We start from the raw sequence: 25,002 nt of genomic DNA, 5'->3' as shown, positions 1-25,002 counted from the left end.
CCCCGGGCCGATTGGGAAACCATGCTCAGTAGTTCTGATGGACCTGGAAGCCGTGGCTGCGCAAGGTGTCCAGAATCTGGGTGATGTGATCGGGGCCGTTGGTCTCCACAGTCACCTCCAAGAGCACGCCGTTGTCATAGTGGCCGGAGGATTTGAACTGGTCGTGGTTGAGCTCGATCACGTTGGCACGCAAATCGGCCAGGACCGTGGCCACCTTGACCAGCTGGCCGGGAACATCGGGCAACTCCACCCCGAACTGCATGATGCGCCCGCGGGAGATCATCCCCCTCTGGATGACTGCACCCATGGTGACCGTATCGATATTGCCACCCGAGATGATGGGGACGATCACATGCGGACCCGGGGCCGATCGGAAGACATCGGATTGTAGATCCAACTGACCCAGTGCTGCCAGGGAGACGGCGCCAGCCGCCTCGACCACCAGTTTGTGCTTCTCGAGCATGAATAAGATCATTTCGGAGATGTCGCTTTCAGTCACCTGGACCAGATCATCCATATAGCGGCTGAGCAGAGCATAGTTCAGATCGCCGGGACGTCTGACGGCTACGCCCTCGGCAGCCGTATGCATCTGATCTGCTGCGACCACATGACCAGCTGTCAGAGATTCACGCCAGGCCGGAGATCCGACCGGGGTGGCTCCAATGACTCTGACCTCAGGCTTGAAGGTCTTTACGGCGAGCGCCACGCCAGCGCCCAGCCCGCCCCCACCCAGTGGAACCACGATATCGGTGACATCGGGCACGTCCTGAAGAATTTCCATGGCGATGGTCCCCTGACCACAGACGACCTCGTAGTCGTCAAAAGGCGGGACGAAGGTCATGCCGCGATCACGTGCCAGACCCAAGGCGTAATCAGAGCTTTCATCGAAGACCTCGCCTTGCAGGACAACCTCGGCACCATAGGCCCGGGTGGCATCGACCTTGAGCGGCGGCGTTATTCGGGGCATGACAATCGTGGCCTTCGCACCTCTGCTACGTGCGGCAAAAGCCACCCCCTGGGCATGATTGCCAGCTGAAGCGGTGACGATGCCGCGGTCCAGCTCGTCCTGATTCAGCGAGGCCACCTTGTTGTAAGCTCCGCGAATCTTGAAGGATCCAGTCAGCTGCAGATTCTCCGGCTTGAGCAGAACGCGATGGCCTATCCGAGCACCCAGGTCATCGGATTCCTCGATAAGGGTATGGCGGGCAACACCTTCCAAACGTTGGGCGGCGTTGCGCAGATCGGCGGCATGATCGGCCTCAAGAGAGGCAGTGATTGTTGAAGTATCCATGCTCCAAGTATGGTCGTCCGGGCACGACCAATGGGGTTAGCCGTCAACATGGTGGACACCCAAACATGCCAGAAAACCAAAACATGTGAGCAATCGGACGTTTGGGCACCCAAGGACCAGACAAGTATGAGAGAGGATTGAAACAACCAGACCGATAACCAGGTGAGTCACCAGCAGCAGACGGATTGGCGTGCCAACAGACAGATTGGTTCGCCAATGCGATCAAGCTGGACAAACAAGTCGGCATGATGAGCAAAAGTCCGTCTGCGGCCAATAGTTACCCACACCCCTCACCAGTCGCCACCGACAGACAGGACAGGCGACAGAAGGCAACGGTCGCAACAGACCGACCATGGTCATTGCAGGCTGTCGCCGGTGGTTGGTGATCGCCACCAGCCACTCGTAAACTTGCCGGCATTCACTAGCTGCCACCGGTAGCGGTTAGCGGTGACCTGCCTTACTTGTCGTCAGTGAGCCGGGCATGTGCCTCGTCGACCACGGTATGGTCGTCGCGGAAGCCGTGGGATGCCACGGGCTCATTAGAGTCATGGGTAACGCCGGCACCCAAGTCGGCCAGCAGCAGAGTGACCGCGGTCGGATCGTTGACCCGCAGCCGTGCCTTGGTCTGGCCGGGCCCGACCTTGATGGTCCAGCCCTTATCGGGCATGACGGCGAACATGGTCTCGTCGGTGTCATCGTCGCCCAAGGCCATCATGAAGTCGTAGTCACCGCTGTTGACGAAGGGCAGGATGGCCTGGCCCTTGCTGGTGGCTACGGGGGTGACCTCGACGACCTTGGAATTCTCCATGATCATCAGTCCTAGGCCGACTACTACGCCGCGCAGACGACGGAGCAGATCCTGACGCTCCTGGTCGGCCACCTGGGCATCGCTCATCCGGTAGTGCCAGGCCACCGCATCGGACTTGCTCTCCACGAAGGAGTTGGGGACCCTGGTGGCCGACTCATCCATGATGGGCCGGATCACCTTCTGCCAGGTATCGGAGTCGGGCAGGCCCTTCGCCCGCTGCCACTCGCCCGAGTCGCTGCCGGGCAGGTTGCGGTTCCAGGCGCCGTGCTCGGCGATCAGCCCCACTGGCAGGTCGCCGAACCAGTCCTGCATGATCTGATGGCTGCGGCCGGAGACCAGCAGGAAATCCACATCAGGGTTGCTCCCCACCTGGGTCAGTAGACGGCGGAGGGCCTGGGTGGGCTTGGCCCGCTCAGGACGGCGAACCAGCGGGGTCAGCGTTCCGTCATAATCGCACAGAATCAGACGACGATGGGCACCGTCCCACTGACGAACGATGGCGTTGTGATGATCCATACGCAGCCTCCTATCGGTCATGCCCGGAGCGGACACCTGCCGCAGGGAGTCGAGGAATGAAGTGCACCAGTTGGCTGCGGTGCGCACCTTGAGCCGGGCCTGCATGCGGATGTTGCGCCGCTTGGACTCCTCTGGGGTGATCTCCAGAGCGTTGTGCAGGGCCTCGCAGACCATGTCGATGTCGTAGGGATTGACGATGAAAGCATCGGTCAGCTCGTCGGCGGCCCCGCACATGTCCGACAGGACCAGGGTGCCGTCGCGCCCGTCATGGCAGGCCAGGTACTCCTTGGCCACCAGATTCATCCCGTCGCGCAGGGGGGTGACCAAAGCTACGTCGCCAGCCGTGTATATGCCGCAGACCGGCTTGATGGACAGGGAGCGGGTGATGTAGTGGATGGGGGTCCAGGCCAGCAGGGAGTAGCGACCGTTGATCTCGCCCACCAGCTGATCCACCTGGGCCTTGAGCCGCTGATAGGACTCGACAACCTCCCGCGACGGGGTGGCCAGCAGGTAGTAGGTGACATGGCCCACCCACTCAGGGTACTTGTCCAGCATGCGGCCGAAGGCCTGAAGCCGTTCGGGCAGACCCTTGGTGTAGTCCAGACGGTCCACCGAAACGATGACCTTGTTGGAGCGGCTACCCACCGAGGAAGCCGCCTGCTTGGCCAGCGTGGACTCGGGGATGTCCTTCTCCATGTAGTGGCTCCACCAGTTGGCGTCCGATGCGGCGGCTTCGTTGGCCGCCACGCCCTCAGCCGTCACCGAGGTGCGGTAGCGATGACGGGGGGACTTGCCACAGACCTCGTCGATACCCCGACGCATGGCCCGGGCCAGACTGGAGTGGGCGGTACGCCGGTAGAGGTTGTAGTCGATCCCGATGGGGAAGGCATCGATGGCTGCGCGGTGGCCGTCAGGCATCTCGACCACACCGTCCCGGTTGACCGGCAGTTCTGGCAGCAGCCTGTGCAGCGAGGCCAGGAAGCTGGCGGAGAAGTCCACGGTATGGAAGCCGATCAGGTTTGCGCCCAGGACGCCCTCCAGTATCTCGCGGCTCCAAGGCAGGGAGCGGAAGATCTCGGCGCTGGGGAAGGGTACGTGCAGGAACCAGCCGATGGAGGCATCAGGGTAACGTTCGCGCAACATCTTGGGCAGGAGCATCAGGTGGTAGTCCTGGACCCAGATGGTGTCGCCCTTGCGGATGAGCGGCTCCACCACCTGTGCGAAGCGCATGTTGACCTTGCGGTACATCTCCCAGTCCTCCTGGCGGAAGACGGCCTCATGCGAGAAGTCATGGAAGAGCGGCCAGAGGGTGTTGTTGGAGAATCCGGCATAGTATCCATTCAGCTCCTCCTTGCTCAGGAAGATAGGAATGCACCGGCTCTCCCGGTAGGCCTGACGGATGCGGTCCAGCTCCTTTTCCGAGTACTTTTGCGGATCGATGCCGCTCCAGCCGATCCAGAGGCTGTCCTTATGGGAACGGTGGTAGGGGCCGATGGCCGTGGCCAGTCCCCCCACGTTCTGTCGCAAGGTGTAAGAGCCGTCCTCCTGTGCCTGCAAGGACATGGGCAAACGGTTGGAGACGATGATCAGACGAGACATGCAACCCGCTTTCTTTTCCCGTCCGCGCCGGAATCGTCGGGATTGACCACAGCGCGAACCCATCGCCCCGGGACCCGCGGACCCGACCGGTCCGCACAGGCCCATCAGGGCATCGCTGACTTCCACTCTAGCCTGGAAAGCGTGCCGACGGCGGGGTTTTCCTCAGAGTCGGTAGACGAAGCCCTCCCAGGGGGAGAGGCGGCCGGTCAGCAGGGAGCTGGCGGTTTGCTCCGGTCTGTAGGTTGATATGAGGATCCGATCGGGGTCCACCGCTCCGAGAGCCATGGAGGTCAATCCGGTTTGATCCAGGCCCAGAAGTGCGGCGGTTTCAGGCGGCAGTGAGGCCGGGCGGCTGCTCAGATTGACCACAACCAGCAGGCGCTGACAGGGCAGGGCATCCAGCACGCTGGCAGCCTCGGGTCCCGACTTGGGCTCGGGCGCCTGGTCCAGGGAACGGGTGAATGAGTAAATCTGGTCCGCATCCGGATCCAGAAGGGTGAAGTCGCCGGCCGCCACGACCGGATTGGTATGACGCAGGCGGATCAGCTCCCGGTAGAAGGCCAGGACCGAGTCCGGGTCACGCAGCTCGGTCTTGGCGTTGACCTTATCCCTATTGGGATTGACGGCCAGCCAGGGCTCCTTGGGGGCGTATGGAGCCGTGAAGCCGGCGAACTTGGTGGAGTCCCACTGCATGGGGGTGCGGGCGTTGTCGCGGCTCATATAGGCCAGGGCGGCCATCATGGACTCCGGATCCTGCTCGTGCGCCTGATCGACCCGCTGATGGTAGAGGTTGATGGACTCCAGATCCTGGTACTGGTTGAGGCTGGTGAAGCCGGCATTGGTCATGCCCAGCTCCTCGCCCTGATAGATGTAGGGGGTCCCCCGGTGCATGTGCAGGAGGAGCCCCAGGGCCTTGGCCGAACGCGAGCGCAGCTCCTCACTGGAGGTGTCGCCCCAGCGGGAGACGATCCTGGGCTGGTCGTGGTTGTCGAAGTAGAGGCTGGCCCATCCGGCCTTGGCCACAGCCTGTTGCTGCTCGTCCATGGCAGCCTTGAGCCGGGGAACTCGGAAGGGACGGATGTCCCACTTGCTGTCCCCGGTGTCAACCTCGGTCTGGGTGAAGAGGAAGAGCATGTCCAGCTCGTGGTTGGCCGGGTCGGTGATCTGCCCGCTGCGGGCAGGCGCCAGACTGGGAGCCTCTCCGACGGTCAGATAGCCCTGCCGACCCTGGAAGACCTGGCTGCGCATCTGCCTGAGGAATTCATCCAGCCTGGGACCATCCACACAGAAAGGCACCGAGGATGAATAACCCTCGGGCCCAACGGGACCGTCAGCGATGGCCGATCCATCCTCGCCGGGAAGGCGGCCCTCGGAGTCGACAGTCTTGGAAATCATGACGATCACATCCATACGGAACCCGTCGATGCCCCGGTCCATCCACCAGTTCATCATGTCGAAGACGGCCTGCCGGACCTGGGGGTTCTCCCAGTTGAGGTCGGGCTGCTTCTTGGAGAACAGGTGCAGGTAGTATTCGCCGCGCTGCGGATCGTATTGCCAGACGGAGCCTCCAAAGTAGGACCCCCATTTGTTGGGCTCTGCGCCAGGGGTGCCGGGTTCGTGGCCGGCCTTGGCGGGCCGCCACCAGTACCAGTCGGCGTGCGGGTCCTCCCTGTTGCGGGAGGCCTGGAACCAGGCGTGCTCATCCGAGGTGTGGTTGACCACCAGGTCCATGACCACCTTGATCCCCCGCCGGTGGGCCTGGTCCAGAAGCTCGTCCATATCGTCCATGGTGCCGAAGATGGGGTCGATGTCCTGATAATCGGCGATGTCGTAGCCGTTGTCGTCCTGGGGGGACTTGTAGACCGGGCTCAGCCAGATCACGTCCACACCCAGATCCGCCAGGTAGTCCAGCCGCTGTGTGATGCCCGGCAGATCGCCAAAGCCGTCGCCGTTGGTGTCCTGGAAGGACCGCGGATAAATTTGGTAGACCACCGCGTTGGCCCACCAGGGATTAGGGGTGGCTCCGTTGGTCCGTACCTGGTCGGGCAGCTGCATGCGTTCTTCCTGGGTCATGGTCCTCCTCACGAAGATTGGATTCCTGGGACTTCCTTGTTCTGTGACCTCTACTATAGGCTGACCAGAACTGCCTGTCCTGGCAGGGCTACTTGACAGCTCCTCTCATGACGCCGCTGATGACCCACTTCTGTGCGAACAAGTAAACGATCAGGATGGGCGCCAGGGCCATCAGGTAGCTGGAGAATGCCATCGGGTAGTTGGTGGCGAACTGGGAGCTGAAGACATATTGCGCCAGTGGGATGGTCTGGCTGGTCTGATCCGTCAGGACAATCAGCGGCATGAGGAAATCGTTCCAGGCCCAGAGGGCCGTGGTGATGGCGATGGTCGCATTGATCGGCCCCATCAGAGGGAAGATGATGGTCCAGAATATCCTCCAGGTGCCTGCGCCATCCAGGCGGGCGGCCTCCTCAAGAGCGGTGGGGATGGATCGGATGAACCCCGTGGCGATGAAGAGGTTGGTGCCCAGGCCCAACACCACGTAAAGCAGGATCAGACCGGGTACGTTGTCCAAGTGCCAGCTGCCGAACTGCTTGGCGATGGGAAGCATGACCACGGGGAAGGGGACGAACATGGCCGCGATGAAGAAGTAGTAGAGGAAGCGGAAGAAGCGCTTGTCCATATTCCTGGCCACGGCATAGGCCACGAAGGTGTTGGTCAGCAGGGTGAGTGCCACTGCGCAGACCGTGACGATGGCCGAATTCAGCGCAGCCTTGGGATAGTTGACCTTGTTCCAGGCATCGGCGAAATTGTGCCACTGCCAGGAGGAAGGCAGGCTGAAGGTTCCGGCCTCCGCAGGAGTCTTCAGAGCCGTGACCACGGTGAAATAGAGCGGCACAAGAATCGTCAGGGAGAGGACGGCCACAGTGGCCGTCAGCCACCAGTTGACCCTTTTGAGGCGCGATCCCGTAAATCCCCAATGCCGCCTTCCACTTATTCCTGTTGATTGTTCAGATGTCTGCGGTTGCATAAGCGCTGTCTGTGCCATCTCAAATCTTCTCCCCTCTTCTGGAAATGCCCAGCTGGATAAACGCGATCACAGCCAGGACGATGAAGAACATGACCGCATTGGCCGTCTGATAGGCGTACTCGCCTCCGGTAAGGCCGCCCTTGTATATGAGATAGGTGACTGTTTCTGTCTTGGAGTCAGGTCCTCCTGCGGTCAAGGCCACCACCTGATCGAAGGTGTTGAAGGCATTCTTCAGGGTCAGCACCAGATTGATTGTGAAGAATGGGCCAATCAAGGGGAAGGTGATCCTCCAGAATTTCTGCCACTCGTTGGCGCCATCGATGGATGCGGCCTCATAGACCTCCGAGTCGATGGTCTGCAGACCCGCCAGATAGATCAGGGTTGAATAGGCCACTGCCTGCCAGACCGAGAGGAAGACGATAGGGACCCATGCATAGTGCTCGCTGGTCAGCAGGGACTGGGAGAGCCAGCCGATGCCCAGAGCCTTCCCCAGAGCCGGCAGGGGCGTCATGAAGATGTACTTGAAGACATAGCCGATGACCAGAACCGAGAGCGTATAGGGGATGAAATAGATGACCCGGAACCCGTTCTTGAAGGCGATCTTTCCATTCAGTGCCACCGAGATGAACAGGGCGATGAAGTTGACCAACAGGGTGATCAGAATGGCGATCAGCAGCGTGAACAGGTAAGCGTGGCCCACACGGCCGTCACGGAAGAGGGCTCCGTAATTCTTGAAGCCGATCCATGAGAAGCGCCCGTATCCCTGGGAATTCGTGAAGGAGTAGGCCACACCCTGGAGGAAGGGCACATAGAGGAAGAGCGTGAAGATAAGTGCCGCAGGGACCGCCATCCAGTAGAAGGCGCGGTCCACTTTGCGATTGGAGAACTTTGAAGGCCGTTTTCCGGCCTTGGCTGTTACGTCAGCGGTACGGATGCCGACGACCTTGGATTGTGCCATGTCTGAATCCTGACCTTTCATCATTGGAAGTTCCTTGCCTGGACCTTGTCCCATTCGTTCTGCATGGAACCGATGAAGCCATCCACATCCCCCTTGGTGACCATGGTCTGCAGGTAGCCGCCGATATTGATGGAAGAGGGGATGTAATGGTCGCAGAAGTCAGCCAGGCGGTTCTGTTGGAAGAAGGGAAGAACCCCGTTCAGAGCCGGATCGCCTGCCTCCACCTTTCTGGTCGGCGTGAAGGCAGTCTGGGCCTTTGCATACGTGCGCAGCTGCTGGGGCTGCATCAGATAACGGATCAACCGCATGGCCTCCTTGGGATGCCTGGTGGTGGCACCCATGGTCAGCATGACATCGTCGCCAGCCGTCAGTATCTGCCGGGAGGGGGAATCATCGGCCGGCATCTGGGCGAATCCGAGGTCCACATCCGGATCAATCATCCTGATTTGCGGTATGGCGTATGTTCCCAGAGGAAGGATCGCCACCTTGCCCTTGGCCATGTTTTGAGTGCCCTGCTGATAGGTGACGCCCTTGTCGCCAGTGGAATGGCTGAAGAGCTCGACCTCGCGCTGAGCAGGTTGTGTCCACAGGGTCTTGAAATCGGTTTTACCAGCCAGAAGATCCCTGTATCTGCTCTCGGGGACCAGGGTTCCCGCCAGTGAAGCCAAGGGAGCCTGAGCGGTCCACGAATCGGAAAGGGTGCCCTGCACAGGTTCGATGCCCTGGTCCTTGAACTTGTCCATGACGGCTGTGAACTCCGACCAGGTACGCGGTGGATTGTCAGGATCTACCCCTGCCTTTCGCCAAAGTGTCTTGTTGTATATGTATCCGCTGGCGTTGCCGGCAAAGGGCAGGCCATACAGGCGTTTGGCCGAAGGATCCTTGGTCTGGACCAGGTTCCTGGCTATCGACACCATGCCCGGATTGAGCTCCTTGACCAGGGGATCGTCAGTGAAATCATGGAAGACCCCGGATGCCGCGAACATGCCGAAGCTGATATCGCCGTTGAATGTGATGACATCGGGCACCCGGTTTTTGACCAGACGGGTACGCAAATCCGTCTGGGCATCGGCCGAATTGTTGATGTTCACCCTGATGTCAGGATTCTCCTTCTCGAATTGTGCCACCATGGCCTTGAACTGGTCGGCGGCCTCGAATTTGAACTGGAAGAAGTCCAGGGTGACCAGGCCTGAATCCGCGGAACCACAGCCCGCCATGGCCACGACGGTCAACAGAGCCAGGAGTGAGGCGACTCCGTTGCGGACCCAGGCCGATATTCGATCAAACCCGGATCCTTCCCTACTGCCGATATCATTCATATTTGGCTCCTTTACCATCCATACGGGCAACAATGACCTAGATGATTCTTCGGACCAGCATAGGGGACCGGGATATTTCATTCCCAGCTCTGGCGAGTTCCTTTCGTTAAGAAAGTAATTAAGATAGGCTGTTCAGTATAAGGGGCTTGTCCGCAATCAGGTCGGACCAGTTTTCCGTGAGGAGGCACCGTGGCCGACAGAGACAACCAGAGATCAAACCAACACGAGGATGCCGACTGTTTAAGGGAAGCACGGCCGTTCCCGGCCTGGTTCACGGCCTCCAGGTACACCCACCGCATCGCCGTTGAGATCCTCCAGCACGGCCCGATCTCCAGAGTGGCCCTGGCGCGACGATTCAACCTGACCCAGGGCGCTGTATCACGCATCACCAACGATCTGACCCATCTAGGGGTCATCAGGGAAGCAGGCACACTGCTGCGGGCAGGCAAGGGCCCAGGAAGGCAGGGTGACCGCAAGCATGGCCCCATTAGCGTAGGCAGACCGCAGCAGGCCCTGGTCATCCGTCGGGAAGCCAAGACCTTCATCGGCATCAATCTTCACGGCGGCACCGCGTTGGCCACGGCGACGGACCTGGCCTGTCGACCGGTCGGCCGGTCTCACAGTCATCACATACGTCAACGCAGCCCAAGCCAGGTCGTGAGGATGCTGTCAAACCTTGCTCAGGAGTGCATGCGTGAGATCAACCAAACCGGATTACCCAGCCCCTCCGGCCTTGCCATCTCCCTGGGCGGTCGGGCGGAGGGAGACAGGGTCGTCACCTACGCCCCATTCCTGCATTGGAGCGAACCCGTCGATCTTGCCACCGAAATGGAGAACACATGTGACCTGCCTTGCCTGATCTTCAATGATCTCGATGCCCTGGCCCTCTACGAAGGATGGTTTGGCGAGGGCATCGGACTGGACCGCTTCGCTCTGATCACCGTGGGATCCGGCATTGGCTATGCCTTAAGCGAGCACGGCATGCCCGTCTCCTCGCCGGATGAAGGGTTTGGGCTGATCGGCCATCAGCTGGTGGATCCGGATGGGCCGGTCTGCTATCTGGGCCATCGTGGCTGCGCCCAGTGCCTGACTACAGGCTCCCTGGCTGAGCAGTACTCGCATGCCATCGGGCAGGCCGCCAGCCTCGAGAAGTTGGTCAAAGACCTGGAGGAAGACATGCCGCAGGCGGAGACCCTGCTCAATCTGACCGGTTATCGGCTAGGGGTTCTGATCGCCTTGGTGGCCAACGTGGCCCTGCCTGACAAGGTTCTGGTGGGTGGGGAGACTTCCTATTTGATGAAGAGGTGCATCGAATCCGTACGCAAGGGCACTGCCTCATTCCGCCACAGCCAGATGGTCGAGGTCCCTGTGAAGATCATCGACAGCGACTGGCTCCGCTGGGCACAAGCGCCGGCGGCCAGAGCAATCGCACGGTACCTGCAGGGTCCCGAAGAGGCCGATAAGCCCGAATGACTCGGGAAACGACTGGGCAGATTCAGATACGGCTCGCTTCAAAAATCACTGCCTCCGCCGGATGAATGACCGGTGGCCGAACTCCCTGAGCTTCCAAGACCGCACCCGGGAGAACCGTGCCTTTGGGACACCACCAGGCCAGAGGGCTTTGTCCACTGCCGATCCGATCCAGGTCACTGCAGATGTCCAAGGGCCTGATCCGGTAATCAGACTTGGAATCCAGGCCGGGAAGCGCTAAAGGCTGCGGAGGGTAATTGACCGAAGAGGTCAACTGGGTGAAGCGGTAGAGCGCCTGCGAGCCGTCAGCAGAGACTACGCCGTCCAAGCGGACTGCCGGGTCCGGCGTATCGCCATGTACTACATGACCGGTGTGCAGCATATGCCGCCACTGCTTATACAGATCGATCCAGCGTCCCAGCTCGTCCAGCTGATCCTGGGGCACGGCAAGCAGGTTCCATTCCACGCCCATATGGCCGAAGAAAGCCATGGCCGCACGCAGACCGAGCGAGGTGGCACGGCCGGTGGAATGGGCGGGGGAATCACCCACATGCTCCCCCAACATCTCCGGCGGCACCAGCAGAGATGTGTACCGCTGGATGTCGGCCCGCTCGACTGGGTCAACGCAGTCCGAGACCCAGACCCTGTCGGCAAATTCCAGTATGCCCAAATCGATCCGTGCGCCCCCTGAAGCGCAGGACTCGATCTCCAAACCGGGATGCCTGGTTTTCAGGTCGCGCATGATTCCATAGACCGCCTCAGTCTGCGCATGCACGGCAGGACGTCCCGACCGGGGAGAGCGGGCCTCAGTCACATAGCGATTATGATCCCATTTGATGTAATCGATGCCCATAAGCGCAATGAGCGAGTCCATTGCCTCGAACACGTGGGCATAGGCATCGGGGTTGGTCAGATCCATGACCTGCTGGTTGCGGCCTTCGACAGGCAACCGGGATGGCCCCGAGGACAGGACCCAGTCAGGATGATCGCGAAAGACATTCGAGTCCGGACTGAGCATTTCGGGTTCGAACCAGAGGCCGAATTCCATTCCCAGCTGATGCACCCTGGCGGCTAGCGATTCCAGGCTCTTAGGCCCTTCGGGCCATACCTGCCGATCGATGGACCAGTCCCCCAGCCCGAACTCATCCGAACGCCTGCCCTGGAACCACCCATCATCAACGACAAAACGCTCCACACCCATACGGGCTGCCTGCTCGGCCAGGGCAGCCAGCTTGTCATAGGACTGGTCGAAGTAGACCGCCTCCCAGGTGTTCAGGGTGACAGGCCTGGGACGTGAGGCCAACCCAGGATGGAGGGACCTCAGGAAAGCATGATACCTGTGGGCCGCCTGGTCCAGCCCTTTGCCCCGGGAACCATAGAGCCAGGGCGTTGAATATGCTTGCTGGTCGGAATAACCATCAGCAGGAGGAAGCGTGATCTCCCCGGCCATCAGAATCTCGCCCCCGCCCAGCAATGCGGGAGCTGAAGGAATCCGCTCGGCGCTGAGCAGACCATTGCCGCTCCAGCCCAAGTGGACCGCATATACCTCATCATGTTCGAATCCGAACCCGGGTCGGCCCGCGCACATGACCAGGGAGGAGTCAAAATCCGGTCGTCCCACCAGGCTTGGACGCTCCAGACGGCCTATGGTCAAGGGCTGGCGTTGCGGGCTGCGCTCGCGCAGGTGGTGACCGGTGGTGGTCAGGATCTCGCTTGCCTCAGCCGGCAAGGGAAAAGCCAGCTCCAAGCCATTGACATCCAGATCTCTGGCCGTATCCAGGTTGAGCAGGTCCGCACGCTGCCTGACGAGACCGGACGGCAACACCTGGCAACGCCAGGTCAGTCCCACACCCTGGCCCCGGTCGCAGGCGCGAACCGTCAAAGTCGGTGCAGTCAAGTCATCAGACAGGACCGGGCCTGTACCCAGATCTACTGATTCCACCTGGAAGCGGCAAAAGATCTCGACTCCGCCGCGGCAGATGCACAGTCGGCGCTGTCCGGTCCAAGCCTCGGACTGGGTCGGAAGAATGCTCGGCCAGGCCGTCAGGTCCAGCCCTCCCGAGACCCGCTGCGGGGCCAGAGCGTCGTAGGTTCCCAGAAGGGCCTGCGGATCGGCCACTGGATCGCCCCAGTGAACGATCCGCGGCAGACCCTTCCCCGGGAAGAGGACGGCAAGGGCCAGCCCGGACTGCTCCATGTAAACCAACCTGAGGGGAACCCCCAGATTCGATTTGCTCTGATAAGACCCCGTCCTTGGGCCGCCGCGATGATCCTCCATGACACCTCCGCCATAAGCCCGGCGATGTCGGTCGCCGACACTGATAAATCAGGCTCCATGCTAGGGACCTGCGGCTAACTTGTCTGGAAGGGCGTGTTTTTCTTACTTGGGAAAGTAATTCACGGAAATCTACTCAGCAGCCGTTCGCATCACCCCTGGTCGGACTGCTCCTCATGATGGACGCGGAAGGCCAGCTCGGCCAGATGGACGCCGTGGGTCAGGAACTCCTGGGTCCGGCAGACATAGTCATGCTCGCGACCCAGGCGTGCCAGGTAGCCGTTGATGTAGTCCACCTCGGTCGGCCGGCCCTTGGACATGTCCTGGTACATGGAGGGGTAGTGGAGGGGATTGCCCACGCGGCTGACATAGTCCACCTCGTCCAGGGTCTCCTGCCGGGTCTGGATCAGCTGCTTGCCGGCCCGCTCGCAGGCGTCGTAGGCCTCGTCGATCAGCTGGCGGGACATGTCCTTGGCACCCGGGTAGGAGATGAATTGGCCCATGGTGATCTGGTACATAGTGCAGATGGTGTTGACCACCGAATTGAAAATGATCTTGGCCAGGCAGGTGCCCTCGAAGTTCTCGGTCAGGATGGGGTTGAGGTTGGCGGCCTTGAAGTCCTCGGCCATCCGGCGCTCCAGGTCGGTGGTCTGCTCGGTCATGGCGCACAGGTGCATGGAGCCTGCCCCGGACTTGCCGATGAAGTCCACGTCGCCCGGCCCATTGAGGACCGTGCCGATCATGGCCGTGCCGCCGTAGATGCGCTCCTTGGGGAAGTACTTGAGCAGCTTGTCGAAGTGACCCCAGCCGTTCATGGCAGAGAAGACCACCTGATGGTCGCGGAAGAGCGGTGCGCAACGCTCCAGGACCCCCTCCAGCTGCATTTGCTTGAGCATGACGATCCAGACGTCGGGGTCGCCCTTGTAGTCCTCGGGGGTGTAAATGTTGACGGGCACCAAATGCCGATTCTCATGATCGCGGGAGACATAGACGCCTCCCTGATCATGAACCTTGTCAATATTGGGCATCCAGGTATCCACGAAATCCACCTGCAGGCCGGCCTGCTCCTGCAGCAGCACGCCCAGACGATAGCCCATGGCTCCGGCACCGATGACCGTATATCGCATCGAAACACACCCTCTTTGTTCTCTTGAATAGACAACGCACCTCCAGGGACCGGCCCGGGGGATACCAAGCAGTATGCCGAGACGGCAGAGGGGAACTTGGGCTAAGGTCGCATGGTGGACATAAGGGCTGGAATACACATCGATTTCTGAACCTTAAAAGACATCGCCACGTCTGGTCGGTGCCCATCGGCACATACGCGGACATCCTGCCATCCCGACGAAAACGTCGACCTAGGCTGGAACCCATGCAGAAAGAGCAGCGAGGAGCCGGAGGGATGGACCGGCGGACCCTGGCCATCCTGGTCCTGGTGGGCGTGATCAGCGGATTCCTGTCGGGGATGTTCGGCATTGGCGGCGGATCGATCATCGTGCCAGCCCTGGTATGGACCGGACTGCAGCAGCGTCAGGCCTCGGCCACCTCGCTGGCCTCAATGATCCCCATGTCGCTGGCCGGAGTGGCCTCCTATGCCCTGGGCGGGCATGTGGACTGGCTGGCCGCCCTGCTGCTGGCCGTCGGCACGGTCATTGGGGCGCAGATCGGCACTTGGCTGCTGGACCGGCTTCCAGAGGTGATGCTCAGGTGGCTATACGTAGGCTTCCTGATGGCAGTCATTGCCCAGCAGCTGCTGTCCACACCCTCCAGGGAGAGCAGCATCCAGCTGAGCCCGGTAGTGGCCATGATCATTCTGCTGGTCGGCATCCTGATCGGAACCCTGTCAGGGCTGCTGGGCGTAGGCGGCGGAGCCATCGCGGTGCCGGCCTTGGCCCTGCTAGGGGCTAGCGACCTGATCGCCAGGGGAACCTCCCTGCTGGCCATCCTGCCCAGTTCCTTGTCAGGGACGTTCACCAACCTGCGACACCACTTGGTCCATGCCGGTCAGGGGCTGCTTCTGGGAATCGTGGCCGCCTTGACAACGCCTTTGGGCACCTGGGCGGCTTCAGGGGTCAGCGCGCGAGTAGGCGCCAATCTGTTCGCCGCCTACCTCTGCCTGATCGTCCTGCGGTGCATCTGGGCGGCCCTCCAGATCACTCCGGCTTTCCAGCGGTACAGGGCCAATCGCAACCGCAACTGAAAAACAGGACTCAGCCCTGACGGTGCCGGGCGAAGAAATCGGCAAGAATTCCTGCGCATGTCTGTTCACACACACCGCCCAGCACCTCGACCTTTGATCCTGTGTGCGGGTCACGGGGCAGATCCCAGACCGACCCGCAGGCTCCCATCTTGGGATCCCAGGCGCCGAAGACCACCCTGCTGAAGTGGCAGGCCATCAGGGCTCCTGCACACATAGGGCAGGGCTCCAGGGTCACGACCATGGTGCACCCTGCCAGATCCCAGCCCGCGTCGGATTTCCCAATGGCCTCCATCTCGGCATGAGCCAGGGGACGGCCCATGGCCTGCCGCTGGTTGAAGCCCCGGCCGATGACCCGGCCCGAGGCATCCAAGACCAGGGCGCCCACGGGCACGTCCCCCCGGTCTCCGGCCAGGCCGGCCAGCCGCAGGGCCTCCTCCATGGACGCCTTCCACCGTTCTTGCACGGGTTCAGTCTGGCAGTCCAGCCCGACAGGTCGGTTCAGTTGATCATGCCTGCGATGCGGCGGCGCACATGGTGCAGATGGCCCTTGGTCCGCCCCGATGTGTCGATGCCACGCTTGGCCAGGAAGGCACGAACCATCTTGTCGCCTTCGCTGAAAATCAGGACCGTCAGTCCAATCCCCAGGCAGATGAGCCACTGGCTTGCGCTCAAGGGGGCCATGCCCAGAACGCCCGCAACCGGAGCAAGATACATGGCCCCCGCATGGATGCCCAGGGCCACGAACGAGGCCACCAGAAGGAAGATGTTGTCCAAGGGGTTGAGCTGGAAGATCAGCCTGTTCTCGGACCGGGCCGACATGGCGACGAAGAAGTTGAAGAGGACCAGTAGGGTCAGGGCGATGGTCCGGGCGTGGGCCAGATCCATTCCCGCGTTGATGTTCAAGCGGAAGAGGACCAGGATGCAGGTGGCCATCCAGAGCCCGCAGACGGCAAGTCGCGCCCAGAGCACCCGCGAGAGCAGACCCTCTCCAGACGAACGCGGGGGCGACTCCAGCTCATCCCCATTGCCAGGCTCGAATCCCAGGGCGATGTCCTGGACACCGTTGGTCACGAAGTTGATCCAGAGCATCTGCAGGGGCAGGAAGAGCAGGGGCTCCTCGGAGATTACGTTGACCCCCACGGCGATCATGGCGGCTGCAGCCGTGGACAGGAGGAAGTAGGCGGACCCGCGGATGGCCTTGAAGATGACCCTTCCCTGGCGCACGGCCTGGGTGATGGTGACGAAGTTGTCGTCGGTCAGGACCACATCGCTGGCCTCACGGGCCACGTCTGTGCCGGAACGGCCCATGGCGATGCCCACCGAGGCGGCCTTCAGTGCCGGGGCGTCATTGACGCCGTCGCCGGTCACAGCCACCACGTGGCCCTCATCCTGCAGAGCCTCCACAATGCGCAGCTTGTCCTGGGGGGAGACGCGGGCAGCGATGGAGGTCTCACGCAGACGGGCCCGGAGGACCTCGTCGCTCATCTCCAGCATTTCACTGCCGGTCAGTGCCTGATCGGTGTGCTCCAGACCCAGGCGGCGGCCTATGGCGGCTGCGGTCACCGGGTGGTCGCCGGTGATCATGACCACGCGGATGCCGGCACCGGCGCATTCGGCGATGGCCTCGCGCACGCCGGGTCGAGGCGGGTCGAGCATGCCCTCCAGCCCCAGGAAGGTCAGGTCGTCAGGTCGACGGCGGGAAGCGGGATCCTGGCCAGAGGAAAGGACCCTGCTGGCCACACCTATGACGCGCAGCCCCTGGGAGCCCATGGCTTCGTAGGACTTGTGGACAGCCTGGGTGTCCAGGGGGACGACTTGGCCATCCGGGTCCAGCATGGTTCGGCTCATGGCCATGACCGCGTCCGGGGCTCCCTTGACATATTGGGTCAAGGTGCCGTCTGGACTGCGGCGGATGGTCATGGAGTGGAGCAACTCCGGCTCGTAAGGGGTCTCCATGACGATAGGAGCGTCCAAATCTTCGGTGGTCACAGCCCCGGTCTGGTCGGCCAGGCGGGCCATGGCCATATCGACCGCGTCGCCGCTGTATTCGATGCCGCCTTGTTCATTCGGCTGCCGGTGGGCCTCATTGGTCAGAGCCCCGGCCCGAGCAAGGGCGGCCAGACCGCGCATCCGATCGTCGTCGGATACAGCCGCTGCACCCAGGTCCATGCCCTCTACGGGGACCGGCTGACCGCCGCCCAGGGTGAACTGTTCCACGGTCATGCGGTTCTGGGTCAGCGTACCGGTCTTGTCCGAGCCGATGACGGTGATGGAGCCCAGGGTTTCAACAGCCGGCAGTGAACGAACGATGGCATGGTATTCGGCCATCCTCGAGACTCCCAAGGCCATGGCCACGGTAAGCACGATGGGCAGGGCCTCAGGCATGGAGGCCACCACCAGGGAGACTGCAGACAGGAAGGCCCCAGTAGCGTCGCCATTGAGGATGGCTCCGCCGATGAAGACGAAGATGGCCACCAGGATGACGGCGACAGCGATGCCCACCTCGGTGCGGTGGATGATCCGCTGCAGGGGGGTGCGGCCCTTGGCCACATGGACCAGATCATTGATTTCGCCCAGTTCGGTGTCGGACCCGGTGGCCACCACCAGCCCGCGTCCACGGCCGCTGGTGACCATAGTGCCTGAGAAGGCCATGCAGCGCCTGTCGCCCAGGGCTGCATCGCGGTCCACGGGGTCCGTATTCTTCTTGGCATCCTCGCTCTCGCCCGTCAGCATGGCCTCGTCGATGCGCAGGTGGAGGGCCTCGATCAACCGCAGGTCGGCGGGGATGCGGTCGCCGCTCTCCAGGAGGACCAGATCGCCCGGCACCAGCTGGTCGGCGTCAATCTGCTCCATCCTGCCCTGGCGCACCACCCGTGTGGTGGGGGTGGACAGGGTGGTCAGAGCCTCCACGGCCTTGTCGGCCTTGGACTCCTGCACATAGCCGATGATGGCATTGAGAAAAAGGACCAGGAAAATAGCCGCCGCATCAACATAGTGCTGCAGAAAAATGGTGATGATGCCGCAGACCATCAGGACGGCGATCAGGGGGCCGGCGAACTGCTCCAGGAAGAGCTTCCAACGGGGTTTGGCCTGGACCTCAGCCAGGCTGTTGGGCCCGAAGAGCTCCAGTCGGCGTGCGCTCTCCTGCGTATCCAAACCCTGGTCCCCGGTGTGCAGGGTCTCCAGCACAGCCGAGGTCTCCAGGCTGTGCCAGTCGGTGTCGTCGAAACGCATGTCAGCCCCTGCCGCCGCTGCGTTCTGATTCTTGATGTCTGTAGATGTCATGGATGATGTCATCGGTCAACCTGGCCTTTCCAAACCGGATCGGTCATTTGTCCCCGCATGCGACCCTCTGCAGTCTTTCTTGCAATCTTCCTTTTGGACCGGGGGATGTCCAAAAGCATCGGGGAAACAATAGCGTGCGCGCGAGTCCCCGGGGTCAAGAGATGGGGCTCCATGGTCAGCCGCTTCAAGCGGTGCACCTCTGGGAGGTTTGGAGCCTTCCCGGTCTTGACGAGTATACCGATTAAGCCGGCCTTTCATATGCTTAGGAGGAGTCCCCGGGCCGGATTTTCACAAATGTTCGCCTATCGCGAGCGCAGTCTGTCCACCATTTTGGCTTGAGGTGTCAACTTAGCGCACATTGGCCATTAATGCTGTTCCTGGATACCGTGATTCCGTATAATGGACGATGCGACGTCGATCCTCATGCGACCCTGCACTCGGAGATTCCTTCATTGGTCGAACGAACCCTGCTAGTCGGGCCTGCAGCAGCCCGCCCGGGATTGCGTGGCGGAAAGGAAGCCCGTGGAAACATTCATTCTCATTCTGTGCATACTTGCTGCCGTCCTCGTCTCTTCCTTCATCTCCAGATTCGTTCCCCGGATCTCCACCCCCCTGGTCCAGATCGTTCTGGGCGCAGTCATGGCCCTGCTGCCCATTTTCCCGCGGATGCGGCTGGATCCCCAGCTGTTCATGGTCCTCTTCATCGCGCCGTTGCTCTACTACGAGGCCCATACCATCAACAAGGTGGAGTTGCTCAAGGGGCTGCGATCATCCCTTTCCCTGGCCATTGGCTTGGCTGCTCTGACCATGCTCATGGTGGGCGTCATCCTGCATGCCGCCTGGCCCATGTTCCCCCTGGCTGCAGCCATGGCCCTGGGCGCAGCCCTGGGACCCACCGATGCCGTGGCCGTTTCGTCCCTGGGCGAGAGCGCCGACCTGACACCGGACGAACATTCAATCCTGGCCGGCGAATCGCTCTTCAACGACGCCACCGGCGTCATCGGCTTCCAGTTCGCCATCCTGGCCACCGTGACCGGCTCCTTTTCCCTGCCCCAGGCCCTGGGCGAGTTCTTCGTTGAATTCGTAGGTGGCATCGGCTTCGGCCTGATCATGGGCTTTGTAATCAACTGGCTCTTTGAGTCGGCCCGCCGCCTGGGCTGGGAAACCACGACTACCAGGATCCTGCTGGAGCTCTTCCTTCCCTTCCTGATATACATGGTCGGGCAGAACATTCTGCATGTGTCCGGAATCCTGGCCGTGGTCTCCACCGGACTGCTGATTCGCTTCGACCACACCGGAGTGGGACCCAATACCTCCAAGGCCAACATCGTCTCGTCCAGCGTCTGGAAGGTACTCTCCTTCAGCCTCAACGGTGCGGTCTTCGTCCTTCTGGGCATGTTGCTGCCGGCAGCCATGGGCACCAGCTGGCGAGACCGGCGGGTCAGCAACTGGATGTTGGTGGCTACCATCACTGTGGTCTGCCTGACCGTGATCGTGTTGCGCTTTCTCTGGACGGCCAGCGTCCTAATCTTCACCAAGGACTATGAAACCGGCAGCAGACCACGGATCACATCCAAGCTCCTGAGGTCGGCGGCCGTCATGACCTTCGGCGGCCCAAAGGGAACCATCACCCTCTCCCTGGCGCTGACCATCCCCTATATGACCGACGACGGGTCGGCTTTCCCCATGCGCAGCGAGCTGATCTTCGTGGCCGCCGGGGTCATCATCGTCACCCTGGTGCTGGCCAACTTCGCCCTGCCCCTGCTGGCTCCTTCACAGAGCAGCGAAGTACCGGCCCAGCAGGTCGAGAAATCCATCAAGGTGCTCAGGGGCACGGTCCGGGAACTCTCCAGCAGGATTACAGACGAGAACCGGCTGGCCGTCCAGCAGGTAATCAAGCAGTACAATCACCGCATCGCCAAGCTCAAGTCAGAGATCGGCCAGTACTCCCCCAAGGACTTCCAGGACCTGCAGGTGCAGACCATGGAGTGGGAACAGGATTATATGGAGGAGCGGCTGAGCCGGATCGAAGAAGCCCAGGATCAGCTGGAGGAGCGGCTCAGAAGCGAAGACGCAGGCATAGAACAGGCACCCGCATCAACGCAGTCTGCCACCGGGAACCAGACCGAGGCCGAACCCAGCACCGAGGCCGAGACCGTAGCCGACAGGGATGCCGATGCCCAGCTGATCGACCGGCGCAGTGAACGGGGAGACGACCAGGAGGAACTGCTGAATCTGCGCAGCCAGGAACAGGCCGCCCGCAGGATCCTGTCCACCATATCCGGGTCCCTCTTCCACTTGGACAGGGGCGGGGAGCTGCGCTGGAGGGCCTATACGGCTCGCAGACGACTCAGAGGGCTGTTGCACAGCCAGTTCCACCGCCTGAAGCACCTGACCCAGCCGATCGACAAGGACCAGGTCTTCGTTGCCGGGCGCCACCTGCAGGCAGAGATGAACCACTTCCTGATTGAAAAGCTCTACTCCGAGCTGGGCAAGGGCCGCTTCAAGACCGAGGACCTGTTGAACACCATCATCAACCACCAAATGATCGAATCCTCGGCGGAGGGAAAGACCGAATACGCGGGCATACCTGCCATCAGGGATCAGCTGGAGGAGACCAAGCGCGAGGGCTACGCCATCGAACTGAGCCAAATCCAGGACATGGTCGAATCCGGGGAAATCTCGCGTACGACAGCCAGGAAGATGCGCCGCAATGTCTACGTCATGCAGGTCGATGCCGACTCGGCCCTGTGAGCCGATCTACATAAGGCCCGAGGTCACGTCGATCTCGCCCAGCCACTGGCGAAGGTCGTTCATCTCGCGCATGTCGACGGCATGTTCCAGGTGGTCGTACTCGGTGGTGTGCAGCCATACGTGCTCGTCCAGCCAGGCGGCCAGGGCACGGAATTCGTACTTGGGCACCGTGGTGTCATCCGAACCGAAGCCCAGAAAGACCGGCTTGTTCAAGCCAGCAAGGCGCTCATCCGCGGGAGCAGTACCGGGCACCAGGCCTGGAGCCAGGAACCCGGATAGGCATATGGAGGCTCGGTAGCGCTCAGGGTTAACCCGAAGCAGATGAACAGCCAGCATGGCTCCCTGGGAGAAGCCCATGGCCACCACAGGTCGGTCCTCGGGGATGTTGGCTGAAACCCAGGCGTCCACAGCCCGAGCTGCTGCATAGCCATCCCGATCCAGATCCTCCTGCTCGGGGCGCATATCGTGGAACCAGGTGTAGCCCGGGCCGAACATGCCGCGCTCGCTGCCAGGCACCACCATGGGTGCCCGCAAGGAGGCGTAGTCGTTGTAAGGAGCCACGTAGCGCATCAGGTCAGCCATGTCCTCCTCATTGGAGCCCCAACCGTGCATGAGTACAAAAATGGGCCGCGAGGGGTTGGCTGTGCCCTGCTTGCGGGACCAAAGGACCTGCTCGACCTTGAGCTCCTGCCCAAAACGTCCGGGCACCACCGTGGAGGGCTGACCCACCAATCCGCCGTTATCCTTTTGTGCTTGATCCATATCTGCCACGATAGTCGACCGGCCCGGTCATTCAATGCTGACTTATGAGTGGCTCGGCCTGGCCACCCCACTGGCTCTGCAGTCCGGTCACCTGGGCCTTGCTGCCCACCACCATCCAACGCTTGCCGGTCAGCAGCCATAGATCCTGGGGCTGCAACCCGCCTCCATAGCGGGAGATCAGGTCAGGCACGCGAGCGCGGATAGGCCCTTTGGCCAAGGATGCCGCTGAATCGTTGTCGAAGACCACGTAGGCCATGGTCGTATCCGTGCAATACCGGGCTTGGGAGATGCCCACATACCCGTCCAAGCCGATGTCATGCCAACCTGAAGCGCACTGGCCGGCAGCCTTATCAATACCGCCGGTCATGGCCTGGGGCGAGCTGATGGGCGCTTCGTCACGCGCAGGAGCCTTGATGATGCCCTTGGGAGAAGAGTTGGCAATAAGCAGACCTGCCACTGTCAAGAGCATTCCACAAATCAAAAGAATAATACCCGCCGAGCCTACTGATGGCCGGTTCGGGACTGGTCCGGAATGACGGGCTATGACGACCAGGATTACGGTCAACAGTGCAAAAGCGACGGAGACACCCACCCAGGCCGAAATGCCCACCTGACCTATGACTCCCAGCCTGGAGGGGGCAATGGCATGGGCCAGCAAGGCCGCGCCCGCAAGAGCTGACACCAATCCTGTGACTGCCGCAAACCGACTCCAGATGTTGGCATGGGCTATCTGAATAGGACGCTCGTCCATACCGGGGTGGGGAGGGTAGGAGGCTGGCAGACCCTCGTCATACCCGCTGTCCGCCAGCCGCTGATCCAGCTGGTTGAATCCATCGGCCATCGACTTCGCCACCTTTCACGGTTGGTTTCAGTCTATGGGGACGGACACATACAGACTAGCGACTCCGGCCAATGCTTCACCATCCCAACATCCTGCCGGGCTGATAGATGGGCCTAGTCAGAACCGCATAGTTACTTATCGCCGCGACGTTCGGCACCAGCACAGGCCCGATGATAGCGAAAAGTCCCAGAGCTCAGTTGGCGTTCAGCCCTTGATGTCTCGAGGATCCTTCTTGCCTATGGTGCGCTTGTCGCGGATTTTGTTGCCACCCTTGTTATGGATATTGACCTCACCACCGCCGGACCGGTCTGCAAAGACCTTGGCCTGCTTGGTGGCCTCCGCCTTGGTAGCAAAAGTGCGAGAGACGCGTGAAGCACCGGCCCGCTTGACTGTCCAGAGATCGCGATCCCCGTCGTATTGCACGTGATAATCAGCCATGATGGCCGTCCTTTCCATACTTCCCTGTACCCCCTCATCTTCCACTGCCCGGCCTGAGGCACCGTGCTTCGACACTCCGGAAGTTTCAGGAATATTGTTCAACAAAGACACAGCCCTGTGTAGCAACTCCTGTCTCAAATACGAAGTGACTTTCTAGTTAGAACGAAATCCGGCTATAACTCGACGTGGTCCTGCAAATACCGAAAAGCACACGCATGACTTCGGCCACGTCGAGGTACGAATAAAACCTGTTATGAACTACTTCCAATGAATACAAATTGGCTATTGTCGAATAATTTGGCTCAAGCAGAACAGTTCGAACTTCTCACGCGTCAGCACCTGGTTACAAGAAAAGCGGGAATCAGCGTATCGAATTAGCACTAACAACCGACTGCAGAGAACCGTCCGGCTCTGCACATGCAAGTGAGTTCATAACATTAATCGACTGAGCAGTGAACATCACCAAACCTGAACGCTTTTCTATAATTACATCCTCAACATCAGTCGAATTTCCACGACGGATTTTCCCAATGTGCATCGGCATCTTTGATTCCGTAGGAGTCAACGATCTTGAAGACAGACCAGAATTGAAGGATAAACTCTTAAATCAAGGAAACGGCTGAATTCCAGTTCTAAACGACAAAAGCTATCTGACGAAGAAATACGAAATGCCATGCCTCTTAAACTGATGCTATGAGACAAAAGAAATGGACCATACCTGCCCTAATAGCAGGTTCAGTCCTCTTTTGCGTTATTCCATACCTCTACCAATGGGTTACCGGCAACAACTCCGACTGGCAGGCGTGGTGGGCTTTTGGCACCTTCCTCATCGCCCTTATCGCAGCCATCATCGCTTATAAAGAGTACAACGCCCATATCAGCGCAACGGAGCCGCTCATCATAGTTCGCATTGCAAAAATGAAGGGCAGCACCCTTGATACGGTGTTTCTCACCAACGTAGGCGGTTCCATTGCCCTCGATATCAAATTTTCGCTTTCGCCAGGAATAAGTCTAAAAAGCTATGCAGGCGTAGAATATCTGGCCCGAAATCTTCCAAAACTGAAGCCAGACGAAGAAACCATTATTATCGACGCACAACACTTGACCGCAGTTCAACTCTTAGTAGGATCAAACCGTTCTCGCCAGATACTTCATGTTGAGTGGAAAGACGCATTAGGCCGACAGTACGTGAATGATAATCAAAAGCTTGACTTCGGCATTTATTCTTCCGCGTCTGTCACTGAGGAATAATTTTCAAGAGTATTCTTATCGAGAACCAACGAAAGCCATTTAGGAACAAGGCGCTTTGCAGAGATATACAGACTTGATAAGCTTATGACCAACAAATATCCACGTAAGCACCTCATATTCCATATGTCAGATCTGTGGAATAAGGCGCGATCTCAGAAAAAGCCGGATCACGTCAATAAAAGCTCATATATG

General features: G+C 60.4%; 17 protein-coding genes. 4 read left to right on the top strand and 13 right to left on the bottom strand.

Annotated features, from left to right (window positions below; genetic code table 11):
* Positions 1-25 precede the first annotated feature (25 nt).
* The 6 genes from ilvA to H3T90_RS08630 all read right to left on the bottom strand — a co-directional run bounded on the left by ilvA (position 26) and on the right by H3T90_RS08630 (position 9,432).
* Positions 26-1,291 carry a threonine ammonia-lyase gene (gene ilvA / locus H3T90_RS08655; RefSeq protein ID WP_198230254.1) on the bottom strand — a complete coding sequence of 422 codons (1,266 nt, stop codon included), beginning with the start codon at positions 1,289-1,291 and terminating at the stop codon, positions 26-28.
* Positions 1,292-1,748: 457 nt separating this feature from the next.
* Positions 1,749-4,214 carry a trehalose-phosphatase gene (otsB, locus tag H3T90_RS08650; RefSeq protein WP_198230253.1) on the bottom strand — a complete coding sequence of 822 codons (2,466 nt, stop codon included), beginning with the start codon at positions 4,212-4,214 and terminating at the stop codon, positions 1,749-1,751.
* Positions 4,215-4,376: 162 nt separating this feature from the next.
* Complete coding sequence (locus H3T90_RS08645; RefSeq protein WP_198191690.1) at positions 4,377-6,287, bottom strand: glycoside hydrolase family 13 protein; 1,911 nt, start codon at positions 6,285-6,287, stop codon at positions 4,377-4,379.
* 88 nt (positions 6,288-6,375) lie between these two features.
* On the bottom strand, positions 6,376-7,275 hold the full coding sequence (locus H3T90_RS08640) for a carbohydrate ABC transporter permease (RefSeq protein ID WP_232339551.1): 900 nt from the start codon (positions 7,273-7,275) through the stop codon (positions 6,376-6,378).
* 1 nt (position 7,276) lies between these two features.
* Positions 7,277-8,215 (bottom strand): carbohydrate ABC transporter permease, encoded by a 939-nt coding sequence (locus tag H3T90_RS08635; protein ID WP_198230252.1) that lies wholly within the window; start codon positions 8,213-8,215, stop codon positions 7,277-7,279.
* 20 nt (positions 8,216-8,235) lie between these two features.
* Positions 8,236-9,432 carry an ABC transporter substrate-binding protein gene (locus H3T90_RS08630; protein ID WP_232350663.1) on the bottom strand — a complete coding sequence of 399 codons (1,197 nt, stop codon included), beginning with the start codon at positions 9,430-9,432 and terminating at the stop codon, positions 8,236-8,238.
* A gap of 291 nt (positions 9,433-9,723) precedes the next feature.
* Here H3T90_RS08630 and H3T90_RS08950 point away from each other — a divergent pair, with 291 nt between their 5' ends.
* A complete protein-coding gene (locus H3T90_RS08950; protein ID WP_198191688.1) occupies positions 9,724-11,007 on the top strand; it encodes an ROK family protein in 1,284 nt (427 codons plus the stop codon).
* Between the two features lie 22 nt (positions 11,008-11,029).
* On the opposite strand, the gene H3T90_RS08620 is transcribed toward H3T90_RS08950, so the two are convergent.
* Both H3T90_RS08620 and H3T90_RS08615 read right to left on the bottom strand, forming a co-directional pair.
* On the bottom strand, positions 11,030-13,282 hold the full coding sequence (locus H3T90_RS08620) for an alpha-galactosidase (protein ID WP_198191687.1): 2,253 nt from the start codon (positions 13,280-13,282) through the stop codon (positions 11,030-11,032).
* Between the two features lie 149 nt (positions 13,283-13,431).
* Positions 13,432-14,406 (bottom strand): ketopantoate reductase family protein, encoded by a 975-nt coding sequence (locus H3T90_RS08615; protein ID WP_046322224.1) that lies wholly within the window; start codon positions 14,404-14,406, stop codon positions 13,432-13,434.
* 179 nt (positions 14,407-14,585) lie between these two features.
* Between H3T90_RS08615 and H3T90_RS08610 the strand changes: the two genes are divergently transcribed.
* Positions 14,586-15,479 (top strand): sulfite exporter TauE/SafE family protein, encoded by an 894-nt coding sequence (locus tag H3T90_RS08610; RefSeq protein ID WP_332468248.1) that lies wholly within the window; start codon positions 14,586-14,588, stop codon positions 15,477-15,479.
* Between the two features lie 10 nt (positions 15,480-15,489).
* On the opposite strand, the gene H3T90_RS08605 is transcribed toward H3T90_RS08610, so the two are convergent.
* Both H3T90_RS08605 and H3T90_RS08600 read right to left on the bottom strand, forming a co-directional pair.
* Positions 15,490-15,918 (bottom strand): nucleoside deaminase, encoded by a 429-nt coding sequence (locus tag H3T90_RS08605; protein WP_198230249.1) that lies wholly within the window; start codon positions 15,916-15,918, stop codon positions 15,490-15,492.
* A 59-nt stretch (positions 15,919-15,977) separates the two neighbouring features.
* Positions 15,978-18,776, bottom strand: a complete 2,799-nt coding sequence (locus tag H3T90_RS08600) for a cation-translocating P-type ATPase (RefSeq protein WP_198230248.1) — start codon at positions 18,774-18,776, stop codon at positions 15,978-15,980.
* Positions 18,777-19,286: 510 nt separating this feature from the next.
* Between H3T90_RS08600 and H3T90_RS08595 the strand changes: the two genes are divergently transcribed.
* Positions 19,287-21,518: a cation:proton antiporter domain-containing protein gene (locus H3T90_RS08595; RefSeq protein ID WP_198230247.1), complete on the top strand. Its 2,232-nt coding sequence runs from the start codon at positions 19,287-19,289 to the stop codon at positions 21,516-21,518.
* A gap of 6 nt (positions 21,519-21,524) precedes the next feature.
* On the opposite strand, the gene H3T90_RS08590 is transcribed toward H3T90_RS08595, so the two are convergent.
* The 3 genes from H3T90_RS08590 to H3T90_RS08580 all read right to left on the bottom strand — a co-directional run bounded on the left by H3T90_RS08590 (position 21,525) and on the right by H3T90_RS08580 (position 23,559).
* Positions 21,525-22,280 (bottom strand): alpha/beta hydrolase, encoded by a 756-nt coding sequence (locus H3T90_RS08590; protein WP_198230246.1) that lies wholly within the window; start codon positions 22,278-22,280, stop codon positions 21,525-21,527.
* 31 nt (positions 22,281-22,311) lie between these two features.
* On the bottom strand, positions 22,312-23,121 hold the full coding sequence (locus H3T90_RS08585) for a hypothetical protein (protein WP_198230245.1): 810 nt from the start codon (positions 23,119-23,121) through the stop codon (positions 22,312-22,314).
* 204 nt (positions 23,122-23,325) lie between these two features.
* Entirely contained in the window at positions 23,326-23,559 is a 234-nt protein-coding gene (locus H3T90_RS08580; protein ID WP_045934889.1) for a DUF2188 domain-containing protein, read from the bottom strand.
* A gap of 693 nt (positions 23,560-24,252) precedes the next feature.
* Here H3T90_RS08580 and H3T90_RS08575 point away from each other — a divergent pair.
* The gene (locus H3T90_RS08575; protein ID WP_198191682.1) at positions 24,253-24,810 is read left to right on the top strand and encodes a DUF8453 domain-containing protein; all 558 of its coding nucleotides are present in this window, start codon (positions 24,253-24,255) and stop codon (positions 24,808-24,810) included.
* The last annotated feature ends 192 nt before the right edge of the window (positions 24,811-25,002 follow it).

It is taken from the genome of Bifidobacterium polysaccharolyticum, from assembly GCF_016101585.1.
Lineage (GTDB): Bacteria > Actinomycetota > Actinomycetes > Actinomycetales > Bifidobacteriaceae > Bombiscardovia > Bombiscardovia polysaccharolytica.
This window is presented reverse-complemented; position numbering and strand designations above follow the sequence as displayed.

Excerpts from the sequence above, each read along its gene's own strand:
- ilvA (WP_198230254.1), bottom strand. The coding sequence starts at position 1,291 with ATGGATACTTCAACAATCACTGCCTCTCTTGAGGCCGATCATGCCGCC.
- otsB (WP_198230253.1), bottom strand. The coding sequence starts at position 4,214 with ATGTCTCGTCTGATCATCGTCTCCAACCGTTTGCCCATGTCCTTGCAG.
- H3T90_RS08645 (WP_198191690.1), bottom strand. The coding sequence starts at position 6,287 with ATGACCCAGGAAGAACGCATGCAGCTGCCCGACCAGGTACGGACCAAC.
- H3T90_RS08640 (WP_232339551.1), bottom strand. The coding sequence starts at position 7,275 with ATGGCACAGACAGCGCTTATGCAACCGCAGACATCTGAACAATCAACA.
- H3T90_RS08635 (WP_198230252.1), bottom strand. The coding sequence starts at position 8,215 with ATGGCACAATCCAAGGTCGTCGGCATCCGTACCGCTGACGTAACAGCC.
- H3T90_RS08630 (WP_232350663.1), bottom strand. The coding sequence starts at position 9,432 with ATGGCGGGCTGTGGTTCCGCGGATTCAGGCCTGGTCACCCTGGACTTC.
- H3T90_RS08620 (WP_198191687.1), bottom strand. The coding sequence starts at position 13,282 with ATGGAGGATCATCGCGGCGGCCCAAGGACGGGGTCTTATCAGAGCAAA.
- H3T90_RS08615 (WP_046322224.1), bottom strand. The coding sequence starts at position 14,406 with ATGCGATATACGGTCATCGGTGCCGGAGCCATGGGCTATCGTCTGGGC.
- H3T90_RS08605 (WP_198230249.1), bottom strand. The coding sequence starts at position 15,918 with ATGGAGGAGGCCCTGCGGCTGGCCGGCCTGGCCGGAGACCGGGGGGAC.
- H3T90_RS08600 (WP_198230248.1), bottom strand. The coding sequence starts at position 18,776 with ATGACATCATCCATGACATCTACAGACATCAAGAATCAGAACGCAGCG.
- H3T90_RS08590 (WP_198230246.1), bottom strand. The coding sequence starts at position 22,280 with ATGGATCAAGCACAAAAGGATAACGGCGGATTGGTGGGTCAGCCCTCC.
- H3T90_RS08585 (WP_198230245.1), bottom strand. The coding sequence starts at position 23,121 with ATGGCCGATGGATTCAACCAGCTGGATCAGCGGCTGGCGGACAGCGGG.
- H3T90_RS08580 (WP_045934889.1), bottom strand. The coding sequence starts at position 23,559 with ATGGCTGATTATCACGTGCAATACGACGGGGATCGCGATCTCTGGACA.
- H3T90_RS08575 (WP_198191682.1), top strand. The coding sequence starts at position 24,253 with ATGAGACAAAAGAAATGGACCATACCTGCCCTAATAGCAGGTTCAGTC.